This window comes from Pseudomonas danubii, from assembly GCF_042980055.1.
GTDB lineage: Bacteria > Pseudomonadota > Gammaproteobacteria > Pseudomonadales > Pseudomonadaceae > Aquipseudomonas > Aquipseudomonas danubii.
Map to the genome: position 1 here is coordinate 2,530,998 of NZ_CP116502.1, position 21,510 is coordinate 2,552,507.

The window sequence follows — 21,510 nt, forward strand, 5'->3', positions numbered from 1 at the left end:
CCTGAGGCCGCCGTTTAGTGCTTTGCATCGATTTAGGCGGCTGGAGCCGGCTCGGGGTGTTCCGCAGGTTTTGGCAGTGACGACAGGAACGCCATGATCAGTGCCGCCACATAGGGCAGCGACTGCACCAGAAGCATGGTCACCCAGAAGCGCATGTCGTTGCTGGGCAGCCCCTGTACCAGGAAGATCCCCAGCGCCGCGCCCCACAACAGCAGCATGATGAACAACTCTTCCCGGGCTTCCGAGATGGCTACCCAGAAGCCGTGGTTGTCGGCGTTCTTCGGGGTGCGGAAGAACGGGATGCTGCTGGTGAAGAAGCCGTACAGCACCGCCTTGGCGATGGTGTGGGACAAGGCCAGGCCGGCCAGGGCCGCGCAGAACGCATCCTTGAGGTTGACCCCCACTGCCCGGCGGTAGAGGAAGATGATCTTGCCCACCTTGAACACGAACAGCGCGAGCGGCGGGATCGCGAAGATCAGCAGCGGCGGGTCGACCCGTTGCGGCACGATGATCATCGCCGCCGACCACAGCAGGGCGCCGACGGTGAAGAAAATGTTCATGCCGTCTGCGACCCACGGCAGCCAACCCGCCAGGAAGTGGTAGCGCTGGCCACGGGTCAGTTCGGTGTCCTTGCCACGCAGCAGGCTGGCGGTGTGGCGCTTGATGATCTGGATCGCGCCATAGGCCCAGCGGAAGCGCTGCTTCTTGAAGTCGATGAAGGTGTCGGGCATCAGGCCCTTGCCGTAGCTTTCGTGATGGTAGGCCGCCGACAGGCCTTTCTCGAACACTCGCAGGCCCAGCTCGGCGTCTTCGCAGATGCACCAGTCGGCCCAGCCCAATTCTTCCAGCACCGAACGCCGGGTCATGGTCATGGTGCCGTGCTGGATGATCGCGTCACGGTCGTTGCGGGTGACCATGCCGATATGGAAGAAGCCCTTGTATTCCGCATAGCAGAGCTTCTTGAAGGTACTTTCGTTCTGGTCGCGGTAGTCCTGGGGCGATTGCACGATGGCGATCTTCGGATCGGCGAAGTGCGGCACCATGTGCTTGAGCCAGTTGCGGTCGACGCAGTAGTCGGAGTCGATCACCGCGATCACTTCGGCATCCTTGGCGGTGTGCGGCAGCAGGTAGTTCAGGGCGCCGCCCTTGAAACCGGCCAAGGGCGCGACGTGGAAGAACTTGAAGCGTGGACCCAGGGTCTCGCAATAGGCCTGCACCGGCTCCCAGACCGCCGGGTCCTTGGTGTTGTTGTCGATGATCAGGACTTCGAAGTCCGGGTAATCGAGGTTGGCCAGGGCGTTGAGGGTCTGTTTGACCATCTCCGGCGGCTCGTTGTAGCAGGGCACGTGGATCGAGACTTTCGGCCGGTAGCTGGAGTCTCCTTCCACCGGCAGGAACTCGCGCCGGCGTTTGCGGACCCACACCGCCTCGGCCAGTTCATGGGCCTCGGTCAGCAGCACGATAAACACCCCCAGCGCGCCGAGGGCCAGCAGGAAGCCCACCGTCAGGCTGAACCAGGTGCTGTATTGCTGGCTGTAGTCGTAGCCGATCCACACCAGCACTGAACCACAGAGGAAGGCGATGAAGGTCAGGAAGGTGCGGCCGCGCTGGCGCAGGGCCGAGCCGTCGATCATCAGCAGGGTCAGCGACAGCAGCGCCAGCACCACCGAACCGATGGCCAGCACCCGCCATTGTGGGATCGCCACCACAGGGCCTTCGAAGTTGAATTTCTGTTGGCGCGCAGCGTTGAACACGCCCCAGTAGGCGCCTACCGAACCCTCGTCGCTGGCCTTCCACGGTTGGTCGAAGGCTTCGATGACAAAGTAGTTGTAGCCCTGGCGATTGAGCTTGTTGACCAGGGTCCGCAGGTAGATCGCCTGGTCCGCGGGGCTGGCGTCAGCGCCACCGCGCATGCGGCCGTTGCTCGGCCAGCCCACCTCGGACAGCAGCAGCGGCTTTTTCGGGAACATCTTCTTCAGGTCCCGGGCGCGGTCGAGGACAAACTGCCCGGCCTTGTCCATCGGGATGAATTCCCAGTAGGGCAGGATGTGCGCGGCGATCAGATCGACGTGTTTGGCCAGTTCTGGGTGTTCTTCCCAGACGTGCCACTGTTCTGAAGTGGTCACCGGAACTTTCACCGCAGCGCGGACCCGGTCGAGAAGCACCGATAACTGGTCGGCGGTGATTTCCTTGCGGAAGATCGCTTCGTTGCCCACCACTACGCGGACGACGCTGCGTGAGCTGTTGGCCAGCTCGATGGCGCGCATGATTTCCCGCTCGTTGCGCTCCAGGTCCGGGCTGATCCAGATCCCCAGGGTCACTCGCAGGCCGAACTCTTCCGCCAGCTTGGGAATATCCTGCAGGCTGCCGTCCACCGAATAGGTACGGATGTTGTCGGTCAGCTTGCTCATGATCTCCAGGTCACGACGCATTTCATCGTCGGACGGGTACTGCTCCTTCTGCGGGAACTGGCCCTGCTGGAAAGGCGAGTAGGAAAAACCGGAGATCTGTTCCGGCCAGTCGGGGGCCGAGACCGGGCGATTGATCAGCGCCCAGAAACCGGTGAACAGCGCGGCAATGGCCAGCACTATCACCAGATTGAGTCCAAATTTACGCGATGACATAGCTATTTCGGGTTCCAAAAGGTGTGGAACGAGGGAAGGGTTGGCAGGCGCCAAACGGCGGGCATCCTACACCGGCCCTCAACTGAGCGTACAGCGCACAGAGGAAAGCCAGACCTTGGGCACTGTAATTGCGTTTAAGTTCTTTACTTGTAGCTGGCGGCTTAAAACTTGTCGCTTCCCAGCTCTATAATGCGCGCCGGTTTTTTAGGTGATGGTCATGAGTACAGAAGATCCACGGTTTGCCGGCGTCGCCCGTTTGTATGGCATTGAAGGCCTGGAGCGGCTGCGGGCGGCCCATGTGGCGATCGTTGGCGTCGGCGGAGTCGGTTCCTGGGCGGCGGAAGCCATCGCCCGTTGCGGGGTCGGGGAGATCTCGCTGTTCGACCTCGACGATGTCTGCGTCAGCAACAGCAACCGTCAGTTGCACGCCCTGGACAGCACCGTGGGCAAGCCCAAGGTCGAGGTCATGGCCGAGCGCCTGCGGGGCATCAACCCAGACTGTAAGGTGCACGCGGTAGCGGATTTCGTCACCCGCGACACCATGGCCGAATACATTACCCCCGACATCGACTGCGTGATCGATTGCATCGACAGCGTGAATGCCAAGGCGGCGCTGATTGCCTGGTGCAAGCGGCGCAAGATCCAGATCATCACCACTGGCGGTGCCGGCGGGCAGATCGACCCGACGCTGATCCAGGTCTGCGACCTGAATCGCACCTTTAATGACCCACTGGCCTCCAAGGTGCGTTCCACTTTGCGCCGCGATTATGGCTTCTCGCGCACCGTGACCCGCCATTACAGCGTGCCCTGTGTGTTTTCTACTGAGCAACTGCGTTATCCGAAACCCGATGGCAGCATCTGCCTGCAGAAGAGCTTTGTCGGCGACGGGGTCAAGCTCGACTGTGCCGGCGGTTTTGGCGCGGTGATGATGGTGACCGCGACCTTTGGCATGGTGGCGGCGACCAAGGCGGTGGACAAGATCGTTGCCGGCGTGCGTCGCCCATCTGAACGCAGCAAGCCCCTGTAGCCGCTGCCGCAGGCTGCGAGCGGCCCGGCGGGCCGTGGGGGCTTGAGGCCGCTAGAGGTCTGGCGGGAGATCGCCAAGCAAGGTCCTGCGGACCTTTTCGCAGCCTCGCAGGCTTGGCAGCGGCTACAGTGCGCCGGCCAGTTCGTTCATGCGTTGCAAGACGGCGTTCAGGCCATTGCTGCGCGACGGCGAGAGCTGGCGCGACAGGCCCAGCTGGTTGAACCAGTCCGCCAGGTCCACTTCCTGCAATTGCTGCACCGTCAGGCCGTTGACCCGGGCCAGCAGCAAGGCCACCAAACCGCGAATCAGCCGTGCGTCGCTGGCGGCGGCAAACTGCCAATGACCATTTTCCAGGGCCGCCACCAGCCAGACCTGGCTTTCACAGCCATGGACTCGATTGGCGTCTACCTTGTCGTCCTCGCTCAGGGGCGGCAGGCGCTCGCCCCATTGCATCAGCAGGCGGGCCCGCTGTTCCCAGCCGGCAGCCCCCTGGAAAACTTCAAGGGCGGCCACGGCGTCCGCCGGCAGGCTCATCGCAGCAACTCCAGGGCCTGATCCAGGGCTTCGAAGAAACGCTCCAAGTCCTCGGAGTCGTTGTACAGCGCCAGGGATACGCGAATCGCCCCGACGAGGCCGAAGCTTTTCATCAGCGGCATGGCGCAATGATGACCGGCCCGCACGGCAATGCCCTGTTCGGTCAGCAGGTGGGCCAGGTCGGCGTTGTGCACGCCGTCCACGACGAAGCTGACCAGGGCCAGTTGCGGCGTGCCCAGCAGGCGGATGCCATTGCGTGCCTGCAAGCCCTGCAGCAGATAGGCATGCAGCGCGGCTTCGTGCGTGGCCACTGCCTGCTGATCCAGGCCAGCGAGGTAATCCAGGGTCGCCCCCAGGCCAATGACTCCGGCAATCGGCGGGGTGCCGGCCTCGAATCCCAGGGGCGCCGGGCGAAAGCTGGCGTGCTGGTAGTCGGCGTCCTGGACCATTTCTCCGCCGAACTGCCAATGACGCAGGTGCTTGAGCGCGGCATGACGGCCGAACAGCACGCCGACGCCGTCCGGACCATAGAGTTTATGGCTGGAGAACACATAGAAGTCGCAGCCCAGGGCCTGCACATCGTGACGGCCATGGACCACGCCCTGGGCGCCGTCGATCACCGTCAGTGCGCCCTGGGCCTTGGCCATGGCCAGCAGTGGCGTCAAGGGTTGCCAGGCGCCGAGCACATTGGACAACTGGCTCACTGCCAGCAGGCGAGTGCGCGGGCCAATCAGACGGCTTGCCGCATCAATATCGATCAGTCCGTCGGCATCCAGGGGCAGGATCAGCAGCTTGAGGTCACGACGTTGGGCCAACTGTTGCCAGGGCAGCAGGTTGGCATGGTGTTCAAGGGCGCTGATGACGATCTCATCGCCGCTTTCAAATTGCTGCTCCAGGCCATAAGCCAGGAGATTCAGCGCACTGGTGGCGCCGTGGGTGAAGATGATCTGTCCGCTGTCACCGGCATTCAGCCATTGGCCGACCTTGCGGCGACTGTCCTCGAAGGCCTGGGTGGCATGGGCGCCGGGCAGGTGCTGCGCGCGATGCACATTGGCCGCGCCATTGGCGTAGTAGTGGGCCAGGGCGTCCAGCAGGGCTTGGGGTTTTTGCGTGGTGGCGGCGTTGTCCAGGTACGTCTGGTCCTGGCGATGCAGGGCGGCGATGGCCGGGAAGTCGGCGCGCCAGGGGGAGGCTACAAGCATGGTGGCAGAACTCGTTTGAACAGGCCGGGCGCCGATGATAAGCGCCCGGCCGGTTCCAGTGAAACCGAATCGCTGCTTAGTTGTGAGCGTGCAGCGCTTCGTTCAGCTCGATGGCCGACTTGTGGGTCTTGCACTCCACGGCGCCGGTTTCCGAGTTGCGGCGGAACAGCAGGTCCGGCTGGCCGGCCAGTTCACGGGCCTTGAGCACTTTGACCAACTGGTTGTTTTCGTCCAGCAGCGCCACCTTGGTGCCAGCGGTCACGTACAGACCCGACTCCACGGTGTTGCGGTCGCCCAGGGGAATGCCGATACCGGCATTGGCGCCGATCAGGCAGCCTTCGCCGACCTTGATCACGATGTTGCCGCCACCCGACAGGGTGCCCATGGTGGAGCAGCCACCGCCCAGGTCCGAACCCTTGCCGACGAACACGCCAGCCGATACACGGCCTTCGATCATGCCCGGGCCTTCGGTGCCGGCGTTGAAGTTGACGAAGCCTTCGTGCATCACGGTGGTGCCTTCGCCGATGTAGGCGCCCAGGCGAATCCGCGCGCTGTCAGCGATACGCACGCCGCTCGGCACCACGTAGTCGGTCATTTTCGGGAACTTGTCCACGGAGAACACTTCCAGCAGCTCGCCGCGCAGGCGGGCTTCCAGTTGCCGCTCGGCCAACTCGCCCAGATCGATGGCGCCCTGGCTGGTCCAGGCTACGTTCGGCAGCAGTGGGAACACCCCGGCCAGGCTCAGGCCGTGCGGCTTGACCAAGCGGTGGGACAGCAGGTGCAGCTTCAGGTAAGCCTCTGGGGTGGAGGTCAATTGAGCGTCTTCGGCCAGCAGGGTGGCTACCAGCGGCTTGTGGCTTTCGGCCAGGCGGGTCAACAGGGCAGCCTGGGTGGCGTCGATGCCTTTCAGCGCGTCGGCCATTTGCGCGGCCTGGGCGGTGGTGAAGGTGATGGCCTGGTTGCCTTCGCTGTAGCCGAGGATCGGTGCGACAGCGGCAACGATTTCGGCGGCAGGATTGAGCAGTGGCGATGCGTAGAACACTTCCAGCCAGGCGCCTTGACGATTTTGGGTGCCGACACCGAATGCCAGGCTGAACAGAGTAGTGGACATGCAGTTACCTCTTGCGAAATAGAGTGAGCAGGCTTACTTGAGCGCCGCTGCGTAAAGGTCTGGCTTGAAGCCAATCAGGGTCTTGTCTCCGAGGTCGAGCACCGGGCGCTTGATCATCGAAGGTTGCGCGAGCATCAGTTCAACGGCTTTCGCCTGGTCGAGATCGGCTTTGCTTTCGTCATCGAGTTTGCGAAAGGTCGTGCCCGCGCGGTTCAACACCACCTGCCAGCCGTGCTCGTTGCACCACTGATTCAGGTGCTCACGGTCAATGCCGGAGGTTTTGTAATCATGGAAGTCATAGCTGACAGCGTGTTCATCGAGCCAGGTGCGCGCCTTTTTCATGGTGTCACAGGCTTTGATGCCGAAAAGGTGCAACGTTTTGCTTGAAGCGGTCAAGGAATTGCCCCCTTTGGAGATGCTGGAGATGAAAGGTCACGGATTATGCCACGACCGCAGCGCTTCAGCGTCGGCCTGAAATCGGCTTTGTCGCAGGTTGTTGCATGGCAGGTCATGGGGCTTGCGACTTTTGTGCAGCGGTCAGTACCGAGTTTAAGCGGCTAATATGGCACTTCGTCGGCGATTCTCAGCTGAGATGCGTACGATTTTTCCTGTTGAGCCTTGGATTTTCGCTTTATGCAAACCGCCTATACCGTCCTCATCCTGCTGATGCTGGTGAGTCTTTCGCGACTGGTCGGACGGGTGATTCCGCTGCCCTTGCCTCTGGTACAGATCGCCGCCGGAGCCCTGTTGGCCTGGCCGACCCTGGGTTTGCATGTGGCCCTGGACCCGGAATTGTTCCTTTTCCTGTTCCTGCCGCCGTTGCTGTTTTCCGACGGTTGGCGCATGCCCAAGCGCGAGTTCTGGCGCTTGCGTGGCCCGATCCTGACCTTGGCGGTGGGTCTGGTGTTGTTCACCGTGGTCGGGGCCGGTTATTTCATTCACTGGCTGTTGCCGACTATCCCGTTGCCGGTGGCTTTCGCCCTGGCTGCGGTGCTGTCGCCCACTGACGCCGTGGCGGTGTCGGCCATTTCCCAGAACCGCCTGCCAACCCCGCTGATGCACATGCTCCAGGGCGAGGCGCTGATGAACGATGCCTCGGGCCTGGTGACTTTCAAGTTCGCCCTGGTGGCCGCCGTTACCGGGGTGTTCTCCCTGGCCAATGCCAGCCTGACCTTTGTCCTGGTGGCGGTGGGTGGCTTGGCGGTCGGCGTGGCCCTGAGCTGGCTGGTCGGGCGCCTGCGGGCCTGGATGATCGCCCGCGGCTGGGACGATCCGGCGACCCATGTGGTGTTCATGTTGCTATTGCCGTTCGCGGCTTACGTCCTGGCCGAGCGCCTGGGGGCTTCGGGCATTCTCTCGGCGGTGGCGGCGGGAATGATGCAGAGCTGGCTCGACCTGCTGCCGCGCCAGACCAGCACCCGACTGCTCAATCGCAGTGTCTGGTCGCTGCTGGAGTTCGCCTTCAATGGCCTGATCTTCCTACTGTTGGGGCTGCAATTGCCTGACATCATCAAGGCCGTGGTCAGTCATGAAACTTCACTCTGGCCGACCCTGTTCTACCGCTGCCTGGATGTGTTGGCGATCTTCCTGGTGCTGCTGGTGTTGCGCTTTATCTGGGTGCAGAGCATCTGGCGCCTGTCCGGGCTGCTGCGGCGCTGGCGCGGCAAGGGCGAGCTGACCCTGGTGCCCACGGCGCGCTCCTGCTGGCTGCTGACGGTGGGCGGGGTGCGTGGGGCGGTGACCCTGGCCGGCGTGATGTCGGTGCCCTTGTTCCTGGGCGCCGGGGAGGCCTTCCCCGAACGTGATCTGCTGATTTTTATCGCCGCTGGAGTGATCCTGCTGTCCCTGGTGGCGGCCTGCATTGCCCTGCCGCTGCTGTTGCGCGGTATCGTCAAAAGCCCCGACGACAAACGCCGTGGAGAAGTCCGCGATGCCTGGCGCAAGACCGCCGAGGCGGCGATCCATGCCCTGGAAGCCGAGGAAGTGGCTGAAACCAGTGAGGCCCCCGATGCGGCCCAGGCGGCACTGGCCACCGAGCTCAAGGGCCGTTTGATGGCTGAGTACCGGCATCAGTTGGAGGTCTACAACGATTCCGCGGAGGCCCAGGCCCTGGCATTGCAGATGGACTTGCTGGAACGCCGCCTGCGGCTCAAGGCCCTGCGCGCGCAACGGCTTGAGCTGTACCGCCTGAGCCGGCATCACCAGATCGGTGACGATGTGCTGCGAGAGGTGTTGGCGGACCTGGATTTGAGCGAGGCGAATTTGGGGCAGGTGAAGTGAGCGAATAACGCTTTCGCCGGCAAGCCGGCTCCTACTGGGAGGGTGTAGGAGCCGGCTTGCCGGCGAAGGGGCTCACGCGCGACGCAGAACGAAATCGCGAATCCGCTCGGCGGCTTCCACGCACTCCGCCAGCGGCGCGACCAGCGCCATGCGCACCCGTCCGGCGCCCGGGTTGGTGCCGTCCACATCCCGCGACAGGTAGGAACCCGGAACCACGGTCACGTGCTCCTGCTCGAACAGGTCGCGGCAGAAGGCGGCGTCATCCCCGGCCACGTTGGGCCACAGGTAGAAGCTGCCGTCCGGGCGCTGCACGTCCATTACTGGCGCGAGGATTGCCAGCACCGCGTCGAACTTCTCGCGGTACAGGGCGCGGTTGGCGCGCACGTGCACTTCATCGTTCCAGGCGGCGATGCTGGCCAGTTGGGTCTGCACCGGCATGGCGCAGCCGTGGTAGGTGCGGTACAGCAGGAAACCCTTGAGGATGTCGGCGTCGCCGGCCACGAAGCCGGAGCGCAGGCCCGGCAGGTTGGAGCGCTTGGACAGGCTGTGGAATACCACGCAACGCTTGAAGTCCTTGCGGCCCAGTTCGACGCAGGCGCTGAGCAGCCCCGGCGGCGGGGTCTGTTCGTCGAAGTACAGCTCGCTGTAGCACTCGTCGGCGGCGATCACGAAGTCGTGTTCGTCGGCCAGGGCGATCAGTTTCTTCAGGGTGTCCAGCGGGATCAGCGCGCCGGTGGGGTTGCCCGGGGAGCACAGGAAGAGGATCTGGCAGCGCTGCCAGATCTCGGCCGGTACGGCGTCGAAATCCGGGTTGAAGCCGTTTTCATCCAGGCACGGCAGGTAGTGCGGCTTGGCCCCGGCAAGGAAGGCTGCGCCTTCGTAGATCTGATAGAAGGGGTTGGGGCTGACCACCAGGGCGTCGTCACCGCGGTTGACTACGGTCTGGGTGAAGGCGAACAGGGCTTCACGGGTGCCGTTGACCGGCAGGACGTTGCGCGCCGGGTCGATCCAGCCGGTCGGCACGCCGAAGCGTCGCTCGCACCAGCCAGCGATGGCTTCACGCAGGGCCGGGATACCCAGGGTGGTGGGGTACACCGCCATCTGATCGAGGTTGCTGGCCAGGGCTTCGGCGACAAAGCTCGGCGAGCGGTGCTTGGGTTCGCCGATGGACAGGGCGATCGGGCGCTTGTCCGGGTTGGGGGTCACGGTGCCGAGCAGGGCCCGCAGCTTTTCGAACGGGTAGGGCTGCAACTGGTTCAGAGCGTTGTTCATCGGTGCGTTTTCTCACTCAAAGCGGCGGTTCGGACCCTTCAGATGCTCAGGCGGGTCATTTCGATAGTTGGTTCATGGCTGACACTCAACTGTTCGACGATCGCATCCTGCAAGCGGCTGCACAGCTGTGGGTCGGAAAGAGGGTGGTTGTGCGCGTCGGTGATGAAGAACACGTCTTCCACGCGCTCGCCCAAGGTGGCGATTTTGGCGTTCTGCAGCGACAGGTCGAACTCCAGGAAGATCTTGCCGATCCGCGCCAGCAGGCCCGGGCGATCCGGGGCGCTGAGTTCCAGCACGGTGACCGGGCGCTGGGCGTCGTTGTGGATGGTCACCTCGGGCTCGAAGGCAAAATGCTTGAGCTGGCGCGGCACTCGGCGCTGGATGATGGTCGGGTAATCGTCGGGGTTGCGCAGGGCGTCGGTCAGGCCCTTGCGGATCTGCTCGACCCGCTGCGGGTTGTTGCCGATGGATTCGCCGTCGTTGTCCAGGACGATGTAGGTGTCGAGGGTGAACTGGCTGCTGGAGGTAATGATCCGCGCGTCATGGATGTTGAGGTTGAGCTGGTCCATGGCGGCCACGGTCACCGCAAAGAAGTCGTGCTGGTCCGGGGCGTAGATGAAGATTTGGGTGCCACCCTCGAACTCGCGCTGGGTGATTTCCTTGATCAGCACCAGTGGCCCGCCATCGGCCGGCTGCTGGAGGATCGCGTCGCTGTGCCAGGCCACATCGCCAGCGGTGTGACGCAGAAAGTAGTCGTCTCCCAGTTGCGACCAGAGCTGCTCGACCTCGTCCGGATCGGTGCCGTTGCGCACCAGGATGTCCAGGGCGGCGCTCTGGGTCTGGCGGATCTGCTCTTCGCGGTCCACCGGGTTTTCCAGGCCGCGGCGCAGGGCGCGCTTGGTCTCGGTGTAGAGCTGGCGCAACAGGCTGGCGCGCCAGGAGTTCCACAGGGTCGGGTTGGTGGCGTAGATGTCGGCGACCGTGAGTACGTAGAGGTAGTCGAGGCGGGTCTGGTCGACCACAGTCTGGGCGAAATCGTGGATCACCTGTGGGTCGGACAGGTCCTTGCGCTGGGCGGTGGTGGACATCACCAGGTGGTTCTGCACCAGCCAGACGATCAGCCGGGTGTCCCACAGAGGCAGCTGGTGGCGCACGCAGAAGGCTTCGGCATCCACCGCGCCGATCTCCGAGTGGTCGCCGTGGCGGCCCTTGCCGATGTCGTGATACAGGCCGGCCAGGTAGATCAGCTCGGGCTTGGGCAGCTTGCCCATGAGCTTGCTGGCCAGGGGGAATTTTTCGGAGATCGGCGTGTACTGCATCTTGCGCAGGTGCTTGATCAGATTCAGCGTGTGGGCGTCCACGGTATAGATGTGGAACAGGTCGTGCTGCATCTGTCCGACGATGAAGCCGAACTCCGGCAGGTAGCGGCCGAGGATGCCGTAGCGGTTCATCCGCCGCAGGTTGCGGTGGATGCCGATCTCGCATTTGAACAGCTCGATGAACAGGCTGGTGTTGCGGATGTCGTGGCGGAAGTCGTCGTCGATCAGGTGCCGGTGCTCGCGCAGCAGGCGGATGGTGTCGGCGCGTACGCCCTTGATCTCCGGGTGCTGGGCCATCAGCACAAAGATTTCCAGCATGGCGAACGGCGTGCGTTTGAACACGTTGTCGTTGATTGCCTCGATGTAGCCGTCGTGCAGTTGGAAGCGGGCGTTGATCGGCTGTGGCGGGGCTTCGTCCTCGGGGGCGAGGATCACCTCTTCGAAGTGCTGGATGATCAGGTCGCTCAACTGGGCGATGCTCATCACCACCCGGTAGTACTGCTGCATGAAGCTTTCAATCGACTGCTTGACGTCTTCACCGCTGAAACCCAGCAGCTCGGCGATGGAGCGTTGGTGATCCAGCAGCAGGCGGTCTTCGGCGCGGCCGGCGAGCATGTGCAGGGCGTAGCGGACCTTCCACAGGAACTCCTGGGAGGAGGCCAGCAGGGCGTTTTCGCTTTCCACCAGGAAGCCTTCGCCGGCCAGGGCTCGCAGATTCAGGGTGCCGTACTGGCGGCGGGCGACCCAGAGAATGGTCTGGATATCCCGCAGGCCGCCTGGGGAGCCTTTGACGTTGGGCTCCAGGTTGTATTCGGTGTCGTTGTACTTGTGGTGGCGGGCCTTCTGCTCGGCGTGCTTGGCCAGGAAGAAGTCCTTGCTCGGCCACATATGTGCGGTGCTGGTGACGTCCAGCATGCGCTGGCGCAGGCGCTCGGGGCCGGCGATGGTGCGGCTTTCCATCAGGTTGGTGATGACCGTCAGGTCGGCCCGGGCCTCCTCGGCGCATTCATCCACCGAACGCACGCTTTGCCCGACTTCCAAGCCGATGTCCCAGAGCAGGGTGAGAAAGCGTTCGATGGAGTCGCGAAAGATCTCATGATCGGCGCTGTCCAGGAGGATCAGCAGGTCGATATCGGAATAGGGGTGAAGCTCGCCGCGGCCGTAGCCGCCGACCGCCACCAGGGCGATGTCGGCTTCGTTGCTCCAGGTGAACTGGTCCCAGGCCTTTTGCAGGATGTTATCGATGAACCAGGCGCGGTCCTCGATCAGCCGGCGGATTTCCCGTCCGCTGCGAAAGCGGTTGTCGAGCACTTCCCGTGCCTGACGGATGGCTTTCTTGAAGGCGGCGATGGGGCTGGCCTTCAGTGCCAGTTCCGCCTGGAACTGGCCACGGTCGAAGAGTTCGGGATCCACCTGCGGCATCGATTGGCTTTCCTTTCTATCTATAAGGTCGGGACGCGGCGTTGTGGATCAGGCAGATACCCGGGGGATGGTGTCATCGCTGCGCAGGGTAAAGATCTCGTAGCCGGTTTCGGTCACCAGCAGGGTGTGTTCCCACTGTGCCGAGAGCTTGCGGTCCTTGGTGATGGCGGTCCAACCGTCGCCCAGTACCTTAGTGTCGGCCTTGCCCTGGTTGATCATCGGCTCGATGGTGAAGGTCATGCCGGCCTTGAGTTCCATGCCGGTGCCGGCGCGGCCGTAGTGCAGGATCTGCGGCTCTTCGTGGAACACCTTGCCGATGCCGTGACCACAGAACTCGCGAACCACCGAGAAGCCGTTCTTTTCCGCGTGCTTCTGGATCACTTCGCCGATGTCGCCCAGGCGGCAGCCCGGCTTCACCAGTTCGATGGCCTTGTACATGCATTCCTGGGTGATCTGCGACAGGCGCTCGGCCCAGACTGGCACGGTGCCGACGTGGAACATGCGGCTGGTGTCGCCGTGGTAGCCGTCCTTGATGACGGTGACGTCGATGTTCAGGGTGTCGCCGTCCTTCAGGGGCTTCTCGTTGGGAATGCCGTGGCACACCACGTGATTGATCGAGGTGCAGATGGACTTGGGGAAACCCTTGTAGTTCAGCGGGGCCGGGATAGCGCCCTGCACGTTGACGATGTAGTCATGGCAGATGCGGTCCAGTTCTTCGGTGGTGACACCGGGTTTGACATGCTCGGCAATCATTTCCAGGACTTCGGCGGCCAGTTTGCCGGCGACACGCATTTTGGCGATGTCCTCGGGAGTTTTGAGGGTGACGGTCATACAGGCTCTCTTGACGCTCAATGGCGCGATATACACGGAATGGCTTGAAAACCTGCCCCTGCAAGGCTGGAACCGGGATGGAACCGGTGAGGTTTTCGGAAGCCGCAAAGGTGCGATTCTAACAGAGGCTCAGCGTAAATCTGAGGTTCTGCTGGCGCTTGTCTCCATACAATGGTGCATTCTGGGCTGTTTCCAAGGTCAGGGCGAAAACTGCAAGGATCGACGGATGTGAATCCGGGTTCCGTTTTGGCCCTTGCTGTGGTATAAAATGCGCCGCTTTCCGGGGATGCCCCGAAAAGCTCAAACCCACACACGTGTCGACACGATGACCTGGGTGCCCTCAGCACATGCTGTTGGTTGGTCATTGGGATACGTGGAGGCCTAACCCGACTTATTAAGGAACTATCATGTCCCAAGTCAACATGCGCGATATGCTGAAGGCCGGTGTGCACTTCGGTCACCAAACCCGTTACTGGAACCCGAAAATGGGTAAGTACATTTTTGGTGCGCGTAACAAGATTCACATCATCAACCTTGAAAAAACCCTGCCAATGTTCAACGAAGCTCTGACTTTCGTAGAGCGTCTGGCCCAGGGCAAAAACAAGATTCTGTTCGTCGGCACCAAGCGTTCCGCTGGCAAGATCGTTGCTGAAGAAGCAGCACGTTGCGGTTCGCCGTACGTCGATCACCGCTGGTTGGGCGGCATGCTGACCAACTACAAAACCATCCGTGCTTCCATCAAGCGTCTGCGTGACCTTGAAGTGCAAGCAGAAGACGGCACCTTCGCCAAGCTGACCAAGAAAGAGGCGCTGATGCGCACTCGCGACCTGGAAAAGCTGGATCGTTCCCTGGGTGGTATCAAGGACATGGGCGGCCTGCCTGACGCACTGTTCGTGATCGACGTTGATCACGAGCGCATCGCGATCACCGAAGCCAACAAGCTGGGCATCCCGGTCATCGGCGTTGTCGATACCAACAGCAGCCCGGAAGGCGTTGACTACATCATCCCAGGCAACGATGACGCCATTCGCGCCATCCAGCTGTACATGGGTTCGATGGCTGACGCTGTGATCCGTGGTCGCAACAACGTTGCTGGCGGCACCGAAGTGTTCGAAGAAGCTGCAGCACCGGCGGCTGAAGCCTGAGTAACTGACGCTTAGCGTTTACTCAGTACGCAAAAAGGGGGCTTGGCCCCCTTTTTGCCAACTCGAAAATCATTTCGTCGTTGCGCCCCGACAGTTTCTGTAATGCGGGGCTGTTATGAAGTGAATTCGGGGCAGCGCCCAAGAATTGAACGCCCGTTCGATCGGGTGGAATGGTTGAAAACCTATCCAAGAGGATTTTGAAAATGGCAGAGATTACTGCAGCGTTGGTCAAAGAACTGCGCGAGCGTACCGGCGAAGGCATGATGGATTGCAAAAAGGCCTTGACCAAGGCCGGCGGCGACATCGAAAAAGCCATTGATGACATGCGTGCTTCCGGCGCCATCAAGGCTGCCAAGAAAGCAGGCAACGTGGCTGCTGAAGGCGCTATCGCCATCAAGGACGACGGTAAAGCCGCTGTCCTGCTGGAAGTGAACTCGCAGACCGACTTCCTGGCTCTGCAGGACGACTTCAAGGCATTCGTTGCTGCCAGCGTTGAAAAAGCGTTCGCTGACAAACTGACCGACGCCGCTCCACTGATCGAAGCTCAAGAAGCTGACCGTCTGATCCTGGTGGGCAAGACCGGTGAGAACGTCAACATCCGTCGTCTGGCTCGCGTTGAAGGTGACGTGGTCGGTACTTACCTGCACGGTAACAAGATCGGTGTTGCGGTTGTCCTGAAGGGCGGCTCCGTTGAGCTGGCCAAAGACATCGCCATGCACGTAGCGGCAAGCAACCCTGAGTTCCTGCTGCCTTCGCAGGTTTCTGCCGAAGCCATCGAGCGCGAAAAAGCTGTGTTCCTGCAGCTGAACGAAGACAAGATGAAAGGCAAGCCAGCCGAAATCGTCGAGAAAATGATCGCTGGCCGTATCAGCAAGTTCCTGGCTGAAGCCAGCCTGGTTGAGCAAGCGTTCGTCAAGGATCCAGAAGTCACCGTAGGTGCTCTGGCCAAGAAAGGCGGCGCTGAAATCGTTTCCTTCACTCGTTTCGCAGTAGGTGAAGGCATCGAGAAGAAAGAAGACAACTTCGCTGAAGAAGTTGCTGCACAACTGGCTGCTGCCAAGCAACAGTAAGACGGTTTTTCAACTGTCGCCCAGAAGAGGCTGCCCGCTCACGCGCGCAGCCTCTTTTCAAATGGGCAGGGCAATTTTGTTGCTTTACCTCGGAACCGGTTTACAAAGTCGTGTTCTGATGGCGCTGTGACAGCGTCAAGCTAGAGTGAACGCAGGCTGCAAACAGCCCGCAAAGAATTTTTAAAATACGCCGCAGGAGAGATTCGCAATGGCTCAGCAGGGCAGTGGTTATCAAGCTCGCTATAAACGCATTCTACTCAAGCTTAGCGGCGAGGCCCTGATGGGCTCGGAAGAGTTCGGGATCGACCCCAAGGTGCTGGACCGCATGGCGCTGGAAGTCGGCCAACTGGTTGGCATCGGTGTCCAGGTAGGTTTGGTGATCGGTGGTGGCAACCTGTTCCGTGGCGCCGCCTTGAGCGCTGCCGGGATGGATCGGGTCACAGGCGACCACATGGGCATGCTGGCCACTGTGATGAACGCCCTGGCCATGCGCGACGCGCTGGAACGTGCGAATATCTCGGCCATCGTGATGTCCGCTATTTCCATGGTGGGTGTGACCGATCACTATGACCGTCGCAAGGCCATGCGCCACCTGAACTCCAAAGAAGTGGTGATTTTCGCGGCCGGTACCGGCAACCCGTTCTTCACTACCGACTCCGCAGCCTGTCTGCGCGCCATCGAGATCGATGCCGATGTCGTGCTCAAGGCAACCAAGGTCGACGGTGTTTACACTGCAGACCCGTTCAAAGACCCGCATGCCGAGAAGTTCGATCATCTGACTTACGATGAAGTGCTGGATCGCAAGCTGGGAGTGATGGACCTGACGGCCATTTGCCTGTGCCGCGACCACAAGATGCCGCTGCGGGTATTCAACATGAACAAGCCCGGCGCCCTGCTGAATATCGTGCATGGTGGCGCTGAAGGAACCCTGATCGAGGAAGGCGAGCAATGATCAACGAAATCAAGAAAGACGCTCAAGAGCGCATGAAGAAAACCCTGGAGTCTCTGGCGCATGCATTCGGCCAGATCCGCACCGGCAAGGCGCACCCCAGCATTCTGGGCAGCGTGATGGTGCCTTACTACGGTACCGACACGCCGTTGAGCGGCGTTGCCAACGTGACCGTGAAGGACTCCCAGACCCTGCAGGTCGTGCCGTTCGAGCGCAACATGCTCGGAGCCATCGACAAGGCCATTGGCAGTGCCGGTCTTAACCTCAATCCGACCAACCTGGGCGAGTTGCTGCTGATCAAGATGGCGCCGCTGACCGAGGAAACCCGCAAGGGCTTCACCAAGCAGGCGCGTGCCGCCGCCGAGGATGCGCGGGTTGCTGTACGCAACATTCGCCGCGATGCCTTGGGCGAGTTGAAGAAGCTGACCAAGGACAAGGAAATCAGCGAAGACGAAGAGCGTCGTGGCAGCGCCGAAATCGACAAGTTGATCAAGGACTTTGAAGCTCAGATCGCCAAGGCGACTGAGGAAAAAGAAAAGGACTTGATGGCCGTATAAGGGTCAGGCGTTTTCATGGAAAAGACCAAGCAGTCCGTGTTGTCCTCGGTGCCGCGCCATGTGGCGATCATCATGGACGGTAATAACCGCTGGGCAAAAAAGCGCTTTATGCCGGGTGTTGCCGGGCATAAAGCGGGCGTTGACGCGGTACGTGCAGTGATCGAAGTGTGCGCTGAGGCCAAGGTTGAAGTCCTGACCCTGTTTGCCTTTTCCAGTGAAAACTGGCAGCGCCCGGCCGACGAAGTCAGTGCCTTGATGGATCTGTTCTTCAAGGCGCTGCGGCGTGAGGCCAAGCGTCTTAACGAGAACAACATCAGTCTGCGGATCATTGGCGACCGTTCGCGTTTCCATCCCGAGTTGCAGGCGGCGATGCGCGAGGCGGAAGCGATTACCGCGGGCAGTGATCGTTTCATTCTGCAGATCGCTGCCAACTACGGCGGTCAATGGGATATCGCCCAGGCTGCCCAGCGCCTGGCGCGTGAGGTTCAGGCCGGTCATCTACGACCCGAGGACATCACTCCGGGCCTGTTGCAGACCTGTCTGGCAACCGGCGACTTGCCGTTGCCGGACCTCTGCATCCGCACCGGTGGTGAGCATCGCATCAGTAATTTCCTGCTGTGGCAGCTGGCCTATGCCGAGCTGTATTTCTCCGACCTGTTCTGGCCGGACTTCAAACACGAAGCCATGCGCAACGCGCTGGCCGATTACGCATCTCGACAGCGGCGCTTCGGTAAAACGAGCGAGCAGGTCGAGGCTGGAGCCCGGGTTTAATGCTTAAACAACGAATCATTACTGCGCTGATCCTGCTGCCGATCGCCTTGTGCGGGTTTTTCCTGCTCGAAGGTTCAGGGTTTGCCCTGTTCATCGGTTTGGTGGTGAGCCTGGGGGCCTGGGAGTGGGCGCGTCTGGCGGGTTTCGAGGCGCAGCCGGCTCGGGTGGCTTACGCGCTGGTAGTGGCGGCGCTGCTGTTCTTGATGCATCTGGTCCCGGGTGTTGCGCCTTGGGTGCTGGGTGCCGCGGTGTTGTGGTGGGGGTTGGCGACTTTCCTGGTGCTGACCTATCCGCGCACCAGTGAGCAATGGTCCGGGGCGGCCCCCAAGCTGCTGATCGGTCTATTGATCCTGTTGCCGGCCTGGCAGGGCTTGGTGTTCATCAAGCAGCTGCCGCTGGGCAACTGGTTGATCATGGCGGTAATGGTGCTGGTTTGGGGGGCAGATATCGGTGCCTACTTCTCCGGCAAGGCCTTCGGCAAGCGCAAGTTGGCGCCACAGGTGAGTCCTGGCAAGAGCTGGGAGGGCGTCTATGGCGGCCTGGCATTGAGCCTGGTGATCACGGCAGTGGTCGGGCTGGTGCGTGATTGGTCCTTCGGACAGATCCTGTTGGGGCTGTTGGGTGCGGCCATTGTGGTCTTCATTTCGGTGGTCGGTGACCTGACCGAGAGCATGTTCAAGCGTCAGTCCGGCATCAAGGACAGCAGTAATCTGTTGCCGGGGCACGGCGGTGTGCTCGATCGGATCGACAGTCTGACGGCGGCGATTCCGGTGTTTGCGGTACTGCTGTGGATGGCTGCGCTGTGAGTCGTGTGCAACAGATCACGGTTCTGGGGGCTACGGGCTCCATTGGCCTGAGTACGCTGGATGTGATTGCTCGTCATCCGGATCGCTATCAGGTGTTTGCCCTTAGCGGGTTCAGCCGTCTGGCCGAGTTGCTGGCGTTGTGCGTACGCCATGTGCCGCGTTTTGCCGTGGTGCCTGAGGTCGCTGCGGCGAGGACTTTGCAGGACGATCTGCGAGCCGCTGGCCTGTCGACTCGGGTGCTGGTGGGGGAGCAGGGGTTGTGTGAAGTCGCCTCGGCGCCTGAAGTCGATGCGGTGATGGCGGCTATTGTCGGGGCGGCGGGCCTGCGTCCGACCCTCGCGGCGGTGGAGGCCGGCAAAAAGATCCTCCTGGCCAATAAAGAAGCGCTGGTGATGTCCGGCGCACTGTTCATGCAGGCGGTAGGCAAGAGTGGCTCGGTGCTGCTGCCTATCGACAGTGAGCACAACGCGATTTTCCAATGCATGCCTGGGGATTTTTCTCGGGGCTTGAGTCAGGTCGGGGTGCGACGGATTCTGTTGACCGCCTCGGGCGGTCCATTCCGTCAGACGCCTCTGGCCGAGCTCGAACATGTTTCGCCGGAACAGGCCTGTGCCCATCCGAACTGGTCCATGGGGCGCAAGATCTCCGTGGATTCGGCGAGCATGATGAACAAGGGGTTGGAGTTGATCGAGGCCTGCTGGCTGTTCGATGCCAAGCCTTCCCAGGTCGAGGTGGTGGTGCATCCGCAGAGCGTGATCCATTCCCTGGTGGATTATGTCGACGGCTCGGTGCTTGCCCAGTTGGGCAATCCGGATATGCGCACGCCTATCGCCAACGCCCTGGCCTGGCCGGAGCGTATCGACTCCGGTGTAGCCCCGTTGGATCTGTTCGCGATCGCCCGTCTGGACTTCCAGGCACCCGACGAGCAGCGGTTCCCTTGCCTGCGTCTGGCGCGTCAAGCTGCCGAGGCGGGGGGCAGCGCTCCGGCGATGCTCAATGCGGCCAATGAAGTGGCTGTTTCGGCCTTTCTTGATCGGCGCATCCGTTACCCGGAGATCGCGAGTATCATCGAAGAAGTTTTGGTCCTTGAGCCTGTAGTTGCAGTCAATGAGCTCGATGCAGTGTTTGCGGCGGATGCCAAGGCCCGAAGCCTGGCAGAACAATGGTTGCAGCGTAACGGGCGATAGGATTTGCGACCGGGCGAGTGGCGGCGAATAGGATTGCGGAGAAAGTAGATGAGCGCGCTCTATATGATTGTCGGCACCCTGGTAGCCCTGGGTGTGCTGGTCACCTTCCATGAATTCGGTCACTTCTGGGTCGCGCGTCGCTGTGGCGTCAAGGTGCTGCGTTTCTCCGTGGGCTTTGGTATGCCGTTGCTGCGCTGGCACGATCGTCGCGGTACCGAGTTTGTGATCGCCGCCATTCCCCTGGGTGGCTACGTGAAGATGCTCGACGAGCGTGAAGGCGAAGTGGCCCCCGATGAGCTCGACCAGTCCTTCAATCGCAAGTCCGTACGCCAGCGTATCGCCATTGTTGCCGCCGGCCCGATCGCCAACTTCCTACTCGCCCTGGTGTTCTTCTGGGCCCTGGCGATGCTGGGCAGTCAGCAGGTGCGACCGGTCATCGGTGGCGTGGAGGCGGGGAGCATAGCCGCCAAGGCCGGCCTCGGTGCCGGCGAGGAAATCGTTGCCATCGATGGTGAGCCAACTTCCGGTTGGGCGGCGGTGAATCTGCAACTGGTGCGCCGTCTGGGTGAAAGTGGAACGCTGCAGGTGCAGGTGCGCGAGCAGGGTGCGACGGTTGACTCCTCTCGCCAGTTGGTGCTGGACAAATGGCTCAAGGGCGCCGACGAGCCGGACCCGATCCGCTCCCTGGGGATTCGCCCATGGCGCCCGGCATTGCCCCCCGTGCTGGCTGAACTCGATCCGAAAGGCCCAGCCCAGGCTGCCGGCCTGAAAACCGGCGACCGTCTGCTGGCGCTCGATGGGCAATCGCTCAGTGACTGGCAGCAGGTGGTTGATTGGGTCCGTGTGCACCCTGATACGAAAATTGTGCTGCAAGTCGAGCGCGATGGTGCTCAAATCGACGTCCCCGTGACCTTGGCCAGCCGTGGCGAAAACAAAGCGCCCAATGGCTACCTGGGGGCTGGGGTGAAAGCTGTCGACTGGCCTGCGGAGATGCTTCGCGAGGTCAGTTATGGCCCGCTGGAGGCGATTGGCGAAGGGGCTCGACGGACCTGGACCATGAGTGTCCTGACCCTCGAATCACTGAAGAAAATGTTGTTCGGCGAGCTCTCGGTAAAAAACTTGAGTGGACCGATAACCATTGCTAAAGTGGCGGGCGCTTCTGCCCAGTCGGGCATTGCTGATTTCTTGAATTTCCTTGCTTATCTGAGTATTAGCCTGGGTGTTCTGAATTTGTTGCCCATCCCGGTACTGGATGGGGGGCATTTGTTGTTTTATCTGATCGAGTGGGCGCGTGGTCGTCCCTTGTCGGATCGGGTGCAAGGTTGGGGGATACAGATCGGTATCAGCTTGGTGGTCGGAGTCATGCTGCTTGCTCTGGTCAACGATCTGGGTCGTCTGTAACG

At 61.5% G+C, this 21,510-nt stretch carries 18 protein-coding genes; 10 read left to right on the plus strand and 8 right to left on the minus strand.

Going from position 1 to position 21,510, the window contains the following annotated elements; all coding sequences use genetic code 11:
- Window positions 1-32: 32 nt before the first annotated feature.
- The gene (locus PFZ56_RS11660; RefSeq protein ID WP_110596474.1) at window positions 33-2,624 is read right to left on the minus strand and encodes a glycosyltransferase; all 2,592 of its coding nucleotides are present in this window, start codon (window positions 2,622-2,624) and stop codon (window positions 33-35) included.
- Window positions 2,625-2,841: 217 nt separating this feature from the next.
- On the opposite strand from PFZ56_RS11660, the gene tcdA reads away from it, so the two are divergent.
- Window positions 2,842-3,651: a tRNA cyclic N6-threonylcarbamoyladenosine(37) synthase TcdA gene (tcdA, locus tag PFZ56_RS11665; RefSeq protein ID WP_372851759.1), complete on the plus strand. Its 810-nt coding sequence runs from the start codon at window positions 2,842-2,844 to the stop codon at window positions 3,649-3,651.
- Window positions 3,652-3,774: 123 nt separating this feature from the next.
- Here the strand turns inward: tcdA and PFZ56_RS11670 are convergent, their stop codons facing one another.
- From PFZ56_RS11670 to PFZ56_RS11685, 4 genes are all read right to left on the minus strand, one after another.
- Window positions 3,775-4,185, minus strand: coding sequence for a SufE family protein (locus PFZ56_RS11670; RefSeq protein WP_102878545.1), 411 nt, complete (start codon window positions 4,183-4,185; stop codon window positions 3,775-3,777).
- Complete coding sequence (locus tag PFZ56_RS11675; protein ID WP_170001080.1) at window positions 4,182-5,387, minus strand: aminotransferase class V-fold PLP-dependent enzyme; 1,206 nt, start codon at window positions 5,385-5,387, stop codon at window positions 4,182-4,184. Before PFZ56_RS11675 ends, PFZ56_RS11670 begins: the two co-directional genes overlap by 4 nt.
- A 76-nt stretch (window positions 5,388-5,463) precedes the next feature.
- A complete protein-coding gene (dapD, locus tag PFZ56_RS11680) occupies window positions 5,464-6,498 on the minus strand; it encodes a 2,3,4,5-tetrahydropyridine-2,6-dicarboxylate N-succinyltransferase (RefSeq protein ID WP_102861358.1) in 1,035 nt (344 codons plus the stop codon).
- 33 nt (window positions 6,499-6,531) lie between these two features.
- Complete coding sequence (locus PFZ56_RS11685) at window positions 6,532-6,840, minus strand: arsenate reductase (protein ID WP_240322076.1); 309 nt, start codon at window positions 6,838-6,840, stop codon at window positions 6,532-6,534.
- Window positions 6,841-7,131: 291 nt separating this feature from the next.
- On the opposite strand from PFZ56_RS11685, the gene PFZ56_RS11690 reads away from it, so the two are divergent.
- Entirely contained in the window at window positions 7,132-8,778 is a 1,647-nt protein-coding gene (locus PFZ56_RS11690; protein ID WP_102861360.1) for a Na+/H+ antiporter, read from the plus strand.
- A gap of 72 nt (window positions 8,779-8,850) precedes the next feature.
- Here the strand turns inward: PFZ56_RS11690 and dapC are convergent, their stop codons facing one another.
- From dapC to map, 3 genes are read right to left on the minus strand one after another with little or no spacing between them, the layout of a single operon-like run.
- A complete protein-coding gene (gene dapC / locus PFZ56_RS11695) occupies window positions 8,851-10,050 on the minus strand; it encodes a succinyldiaminopimelate transaminase (protein WP_110596478.1) in 1,200 nt (399 codons plus the stop codon).
- A gap of 38 nt (window positions 10,051-10,088) precedes the next feature.
- Window positions 10,089-12,791, minus strand: a complete 2,703-nt coding sequence (locus PFZ56_RS11700; protein ID WP_123393597.1) for a [protein-PII] uridylyltransferase — start codon at window positions 12,789-12,791, stop codon at window positions 10,089-10,091.
- A 48-nt stretch (window positions 12,792-12,839) separates the two neighbouring features.
- Window positions 12,840-13,622, minus strand: coding sequence for a type I methionyl aminopeptidase (gene map, locus PFZ56_RS11705; protein WP_102861366.1), 783 nt, complete (start codon window positions 13,620-13,622; stop codon window positions 12,840-12,842).
- Window positions 13,623-14,029: 407 nt separating this feature from the next.
- Between map and rpsB the strand changes: the two genes are divergently transcribed.
- The 8 genes from rpsB (at window position 14,030) to rseP (ending at window position 21,508) form a co-directional block, all read left to right on the plus strand.
- Window positions 14,030-14,767 (plus strand): 30S ribosomal protein S2, encoded by a 738-nt coding sequence (gene rpsB / locus PFZ56_RS11710; RefSeq protein ID WP_011059524.1) that lies wholly within the window; start codon window positions 14,030-14,032, stop codon window positions 14,765-14,767.
- Window positions 14,768-14,970: 203 nt separating this feature from the next.
- Window positions 14,971-15,837, plus strand: a complete 867-nt coding sequence (tsf, locus tag PFZ56_RS11715) for a translation elongation factor Ts (RefSeq protein ID WP_016962579.1) — start codon at window positions 14,971-14,973, stop codon at window positions 15,835-15,837.
- A 208-nt stretch (window positions 15,838-16,045) separates the two neighbouring features.
- Window positions 16,046-16,789, plus strand: a complete 744-nt coding sequence (pyrH, locus tag PFZ56_RS11720) for a UMP kinase (RefSeq protein ID WP_011059526.1) — start codon at window positions 16,046-16,048, stop codon at window positions 16,787-16,789.
- Complete coding sequence (gene frr, locus PFZ56_RS11725) at window positions 16,786-17,343, plus strand: ribosome recycling factor (protein WP_102861367.1); 558 nt, start codon at window positions 16,786-16,788, stop codon at window positions 17,341-17,343. Before pyrH ends, frr begins: the two co-directional genes overlap by 4 nt.
- Window positions 17,344-17,358: 15 nt before the next feature.
- Window positions 17,359-18,114, plus strand: coding sequence for a polyprenyl diphosphate synthase (uppS, locus tag PFZ56_RS11730; RefSeq protein WP_011059528.1), 756 nt, complete (start codon window positions 17,359-17,361; stop codon window positions 18,112-18,114).
- The gene (locus tag PFZ56_RS11735) at window positions 18,114-18,920 is read left to right on the plus strand and encodes a phosphatidate cytidylyltransferase (RefSeq protein ID WP_102878549.1); all 807 of its coding nucleotides are present in this window, start codon (window positions 18,114-18,116) and stop codon (window positions 18,918-18,920) included. Before uppS ends, PFZ56_RS11735 begins: the two co-directional genes overlap by 1 nt.
- Complete coding sequence (gene ispC / locus PFZ56_RS11740) at window positions 18,917-20,107, plus strand: 1-deoxy-D-xylulose-5-phosphate reductoisomerase (RefSeq protein ID WP_102878550.1); 1,191 nt, start codon at window positions 18,917-18,919, stop codon at window positions 20,105-20,107. The genes PFZ56_RS11735 and ispC overlap by 4 nt, the downstream gene beginning before the upstream one ends.
- Before the next feature lie 48 nt (window positions 20,108-20,155).
- The gene (gene rseP, locus PFZ56_RS11745) at window positions 20,156-21,508 is read left to right on the plus strand and encodes a sigma E protease regulator RseP (RefSeq protein WP_110596481.1); all 1,353 of its coding nucleotides are present in this window, start codon (window positions 20,156-20,158) and stop codon (window positions 21,506-21,508) included.
- Window positions 21,509-21,510 lie beyond the last annotated feature (2 nt).

Excerpts from the sequence above, each read along its gene's own strand:
- frr (WP_102861367.1), top strand. The coding sequence starts at position 16,786 with ATGATCAACGAAATCAAGAAAGACGCTCAAGAGCGCATGAAGAAAACC.
- PFZ56_RS11690 (WP_102861360.1), top strand. The coding sequence starts at position 7,132 with ATGCAAACCGCCTATACCGTCCTCATCCTGCTGATGCTGGTGAGTCTT.
- dapC (WP_110596478.1), bottom strand. The coding sequence starts at position 10,050 with ATGAACAACGCTCTGAACCAGTTGCAGCCCTACCCGTTCGAAAAGCTG.
- PFZ56_RS11675 (WP_170001080.1), bottom strand. The coding sequence starts at position 5,387 with ATGCTTGTAGCCTCCCCCTGGCGCGCCGACTTCCCGGCCATCGCCGCC.
- map (WP_102861366.1), bottom strand. The coding sequence starts at position 13,622 with ATGACCGTCACCCTCAAAACTCCCGAGGACATCGCCAAAATGCGTGTC.
- dapD (WP_102861358.1), bottom strand. The coding sequence starts at position 6,498 with ATGTCCACTACTCTGTTCAGCCTGGCATTCGGTGTCGGCACCCAAAAT.
- PFZ56_RS11735 (WP_102878549.1), top strand. The coding sequence starts at position 18,114 with ATGCTTAAACAACGAATCATTACTGCGCTGATCCTGCTGCCGATCGCC.
- rseP (WP_110596481.1), top strand. The coding sequence starts at position 20,156 with ATGAGCGCGCTCTATATGATTGTCGGCACCCTGGTAGCCCTGGGTGTG.
- uppS (WP_011059528.1), top strand. The coding sequence starts at position 17,359 with ATGGAAAAGACCAAGCAGTCCGTGTTGTCCTCGGTGCCGCGCCATGTG.
- tsf (WP_016962579.1), top strand. The coding sequence starts at position 14,971 with ATGGCAGAGATTACTGCAGCGTTGGTCAAAGAACTGCGCGAGCGTACC.
- PFZ56_RS11660 (WP_110596474.1), bottom strand. The coding sequence starts at position 2,624 with ATGTCATCGCGTAAATTTGGACTCAATCTGGTGATAGTGCTGGCCATT.
- tcdA (WP_372851759.1), top strand. The coding sequence starts at position 2,842 with ATGAGTACAGAAGATCCACGGTTTGCCGGCGTCGCCCGTTTGTATGGC.
- PFZ56_RS11700 (WP_123393597.1), bottom strand. The coding sequence starts at position 12,791 with ATGCCGCAGGTGGATCCCGAACTCTTCGACCGTGGCCAGTTCCAGGCG.
- pyrH (WP_011059526.1), top strand. The coding sequence starts at position 16,046 with ATGGCTCAGCAGGGCAGTGGTTATCAAGCTCGCTATAAACGCATTCTA.
- PFZ56_RS11670 (WP_102878545.1), bottom strand. The coding sequence starts at position 4,185 with ATGAGCCTGCCGGCGGACGCCGTGGCCGCCCTTGAAGTTTTCCAGGGG.
- PFZ56_RS11685 (WP_240322076.1), bottom strand. The coding sequence starts at position 6,840 with ATGAAAAAGGCGCGCACCTGGCTCGATGAACACGCTGTCAGCTATGAC.
- rpsB (WP_011059524.1), top strand. The coding sequence starts at position 14,030 with ATGTCCCAAGTCAACATGCGCGATATGCTGAAGGCCGGTGTGCACTTC.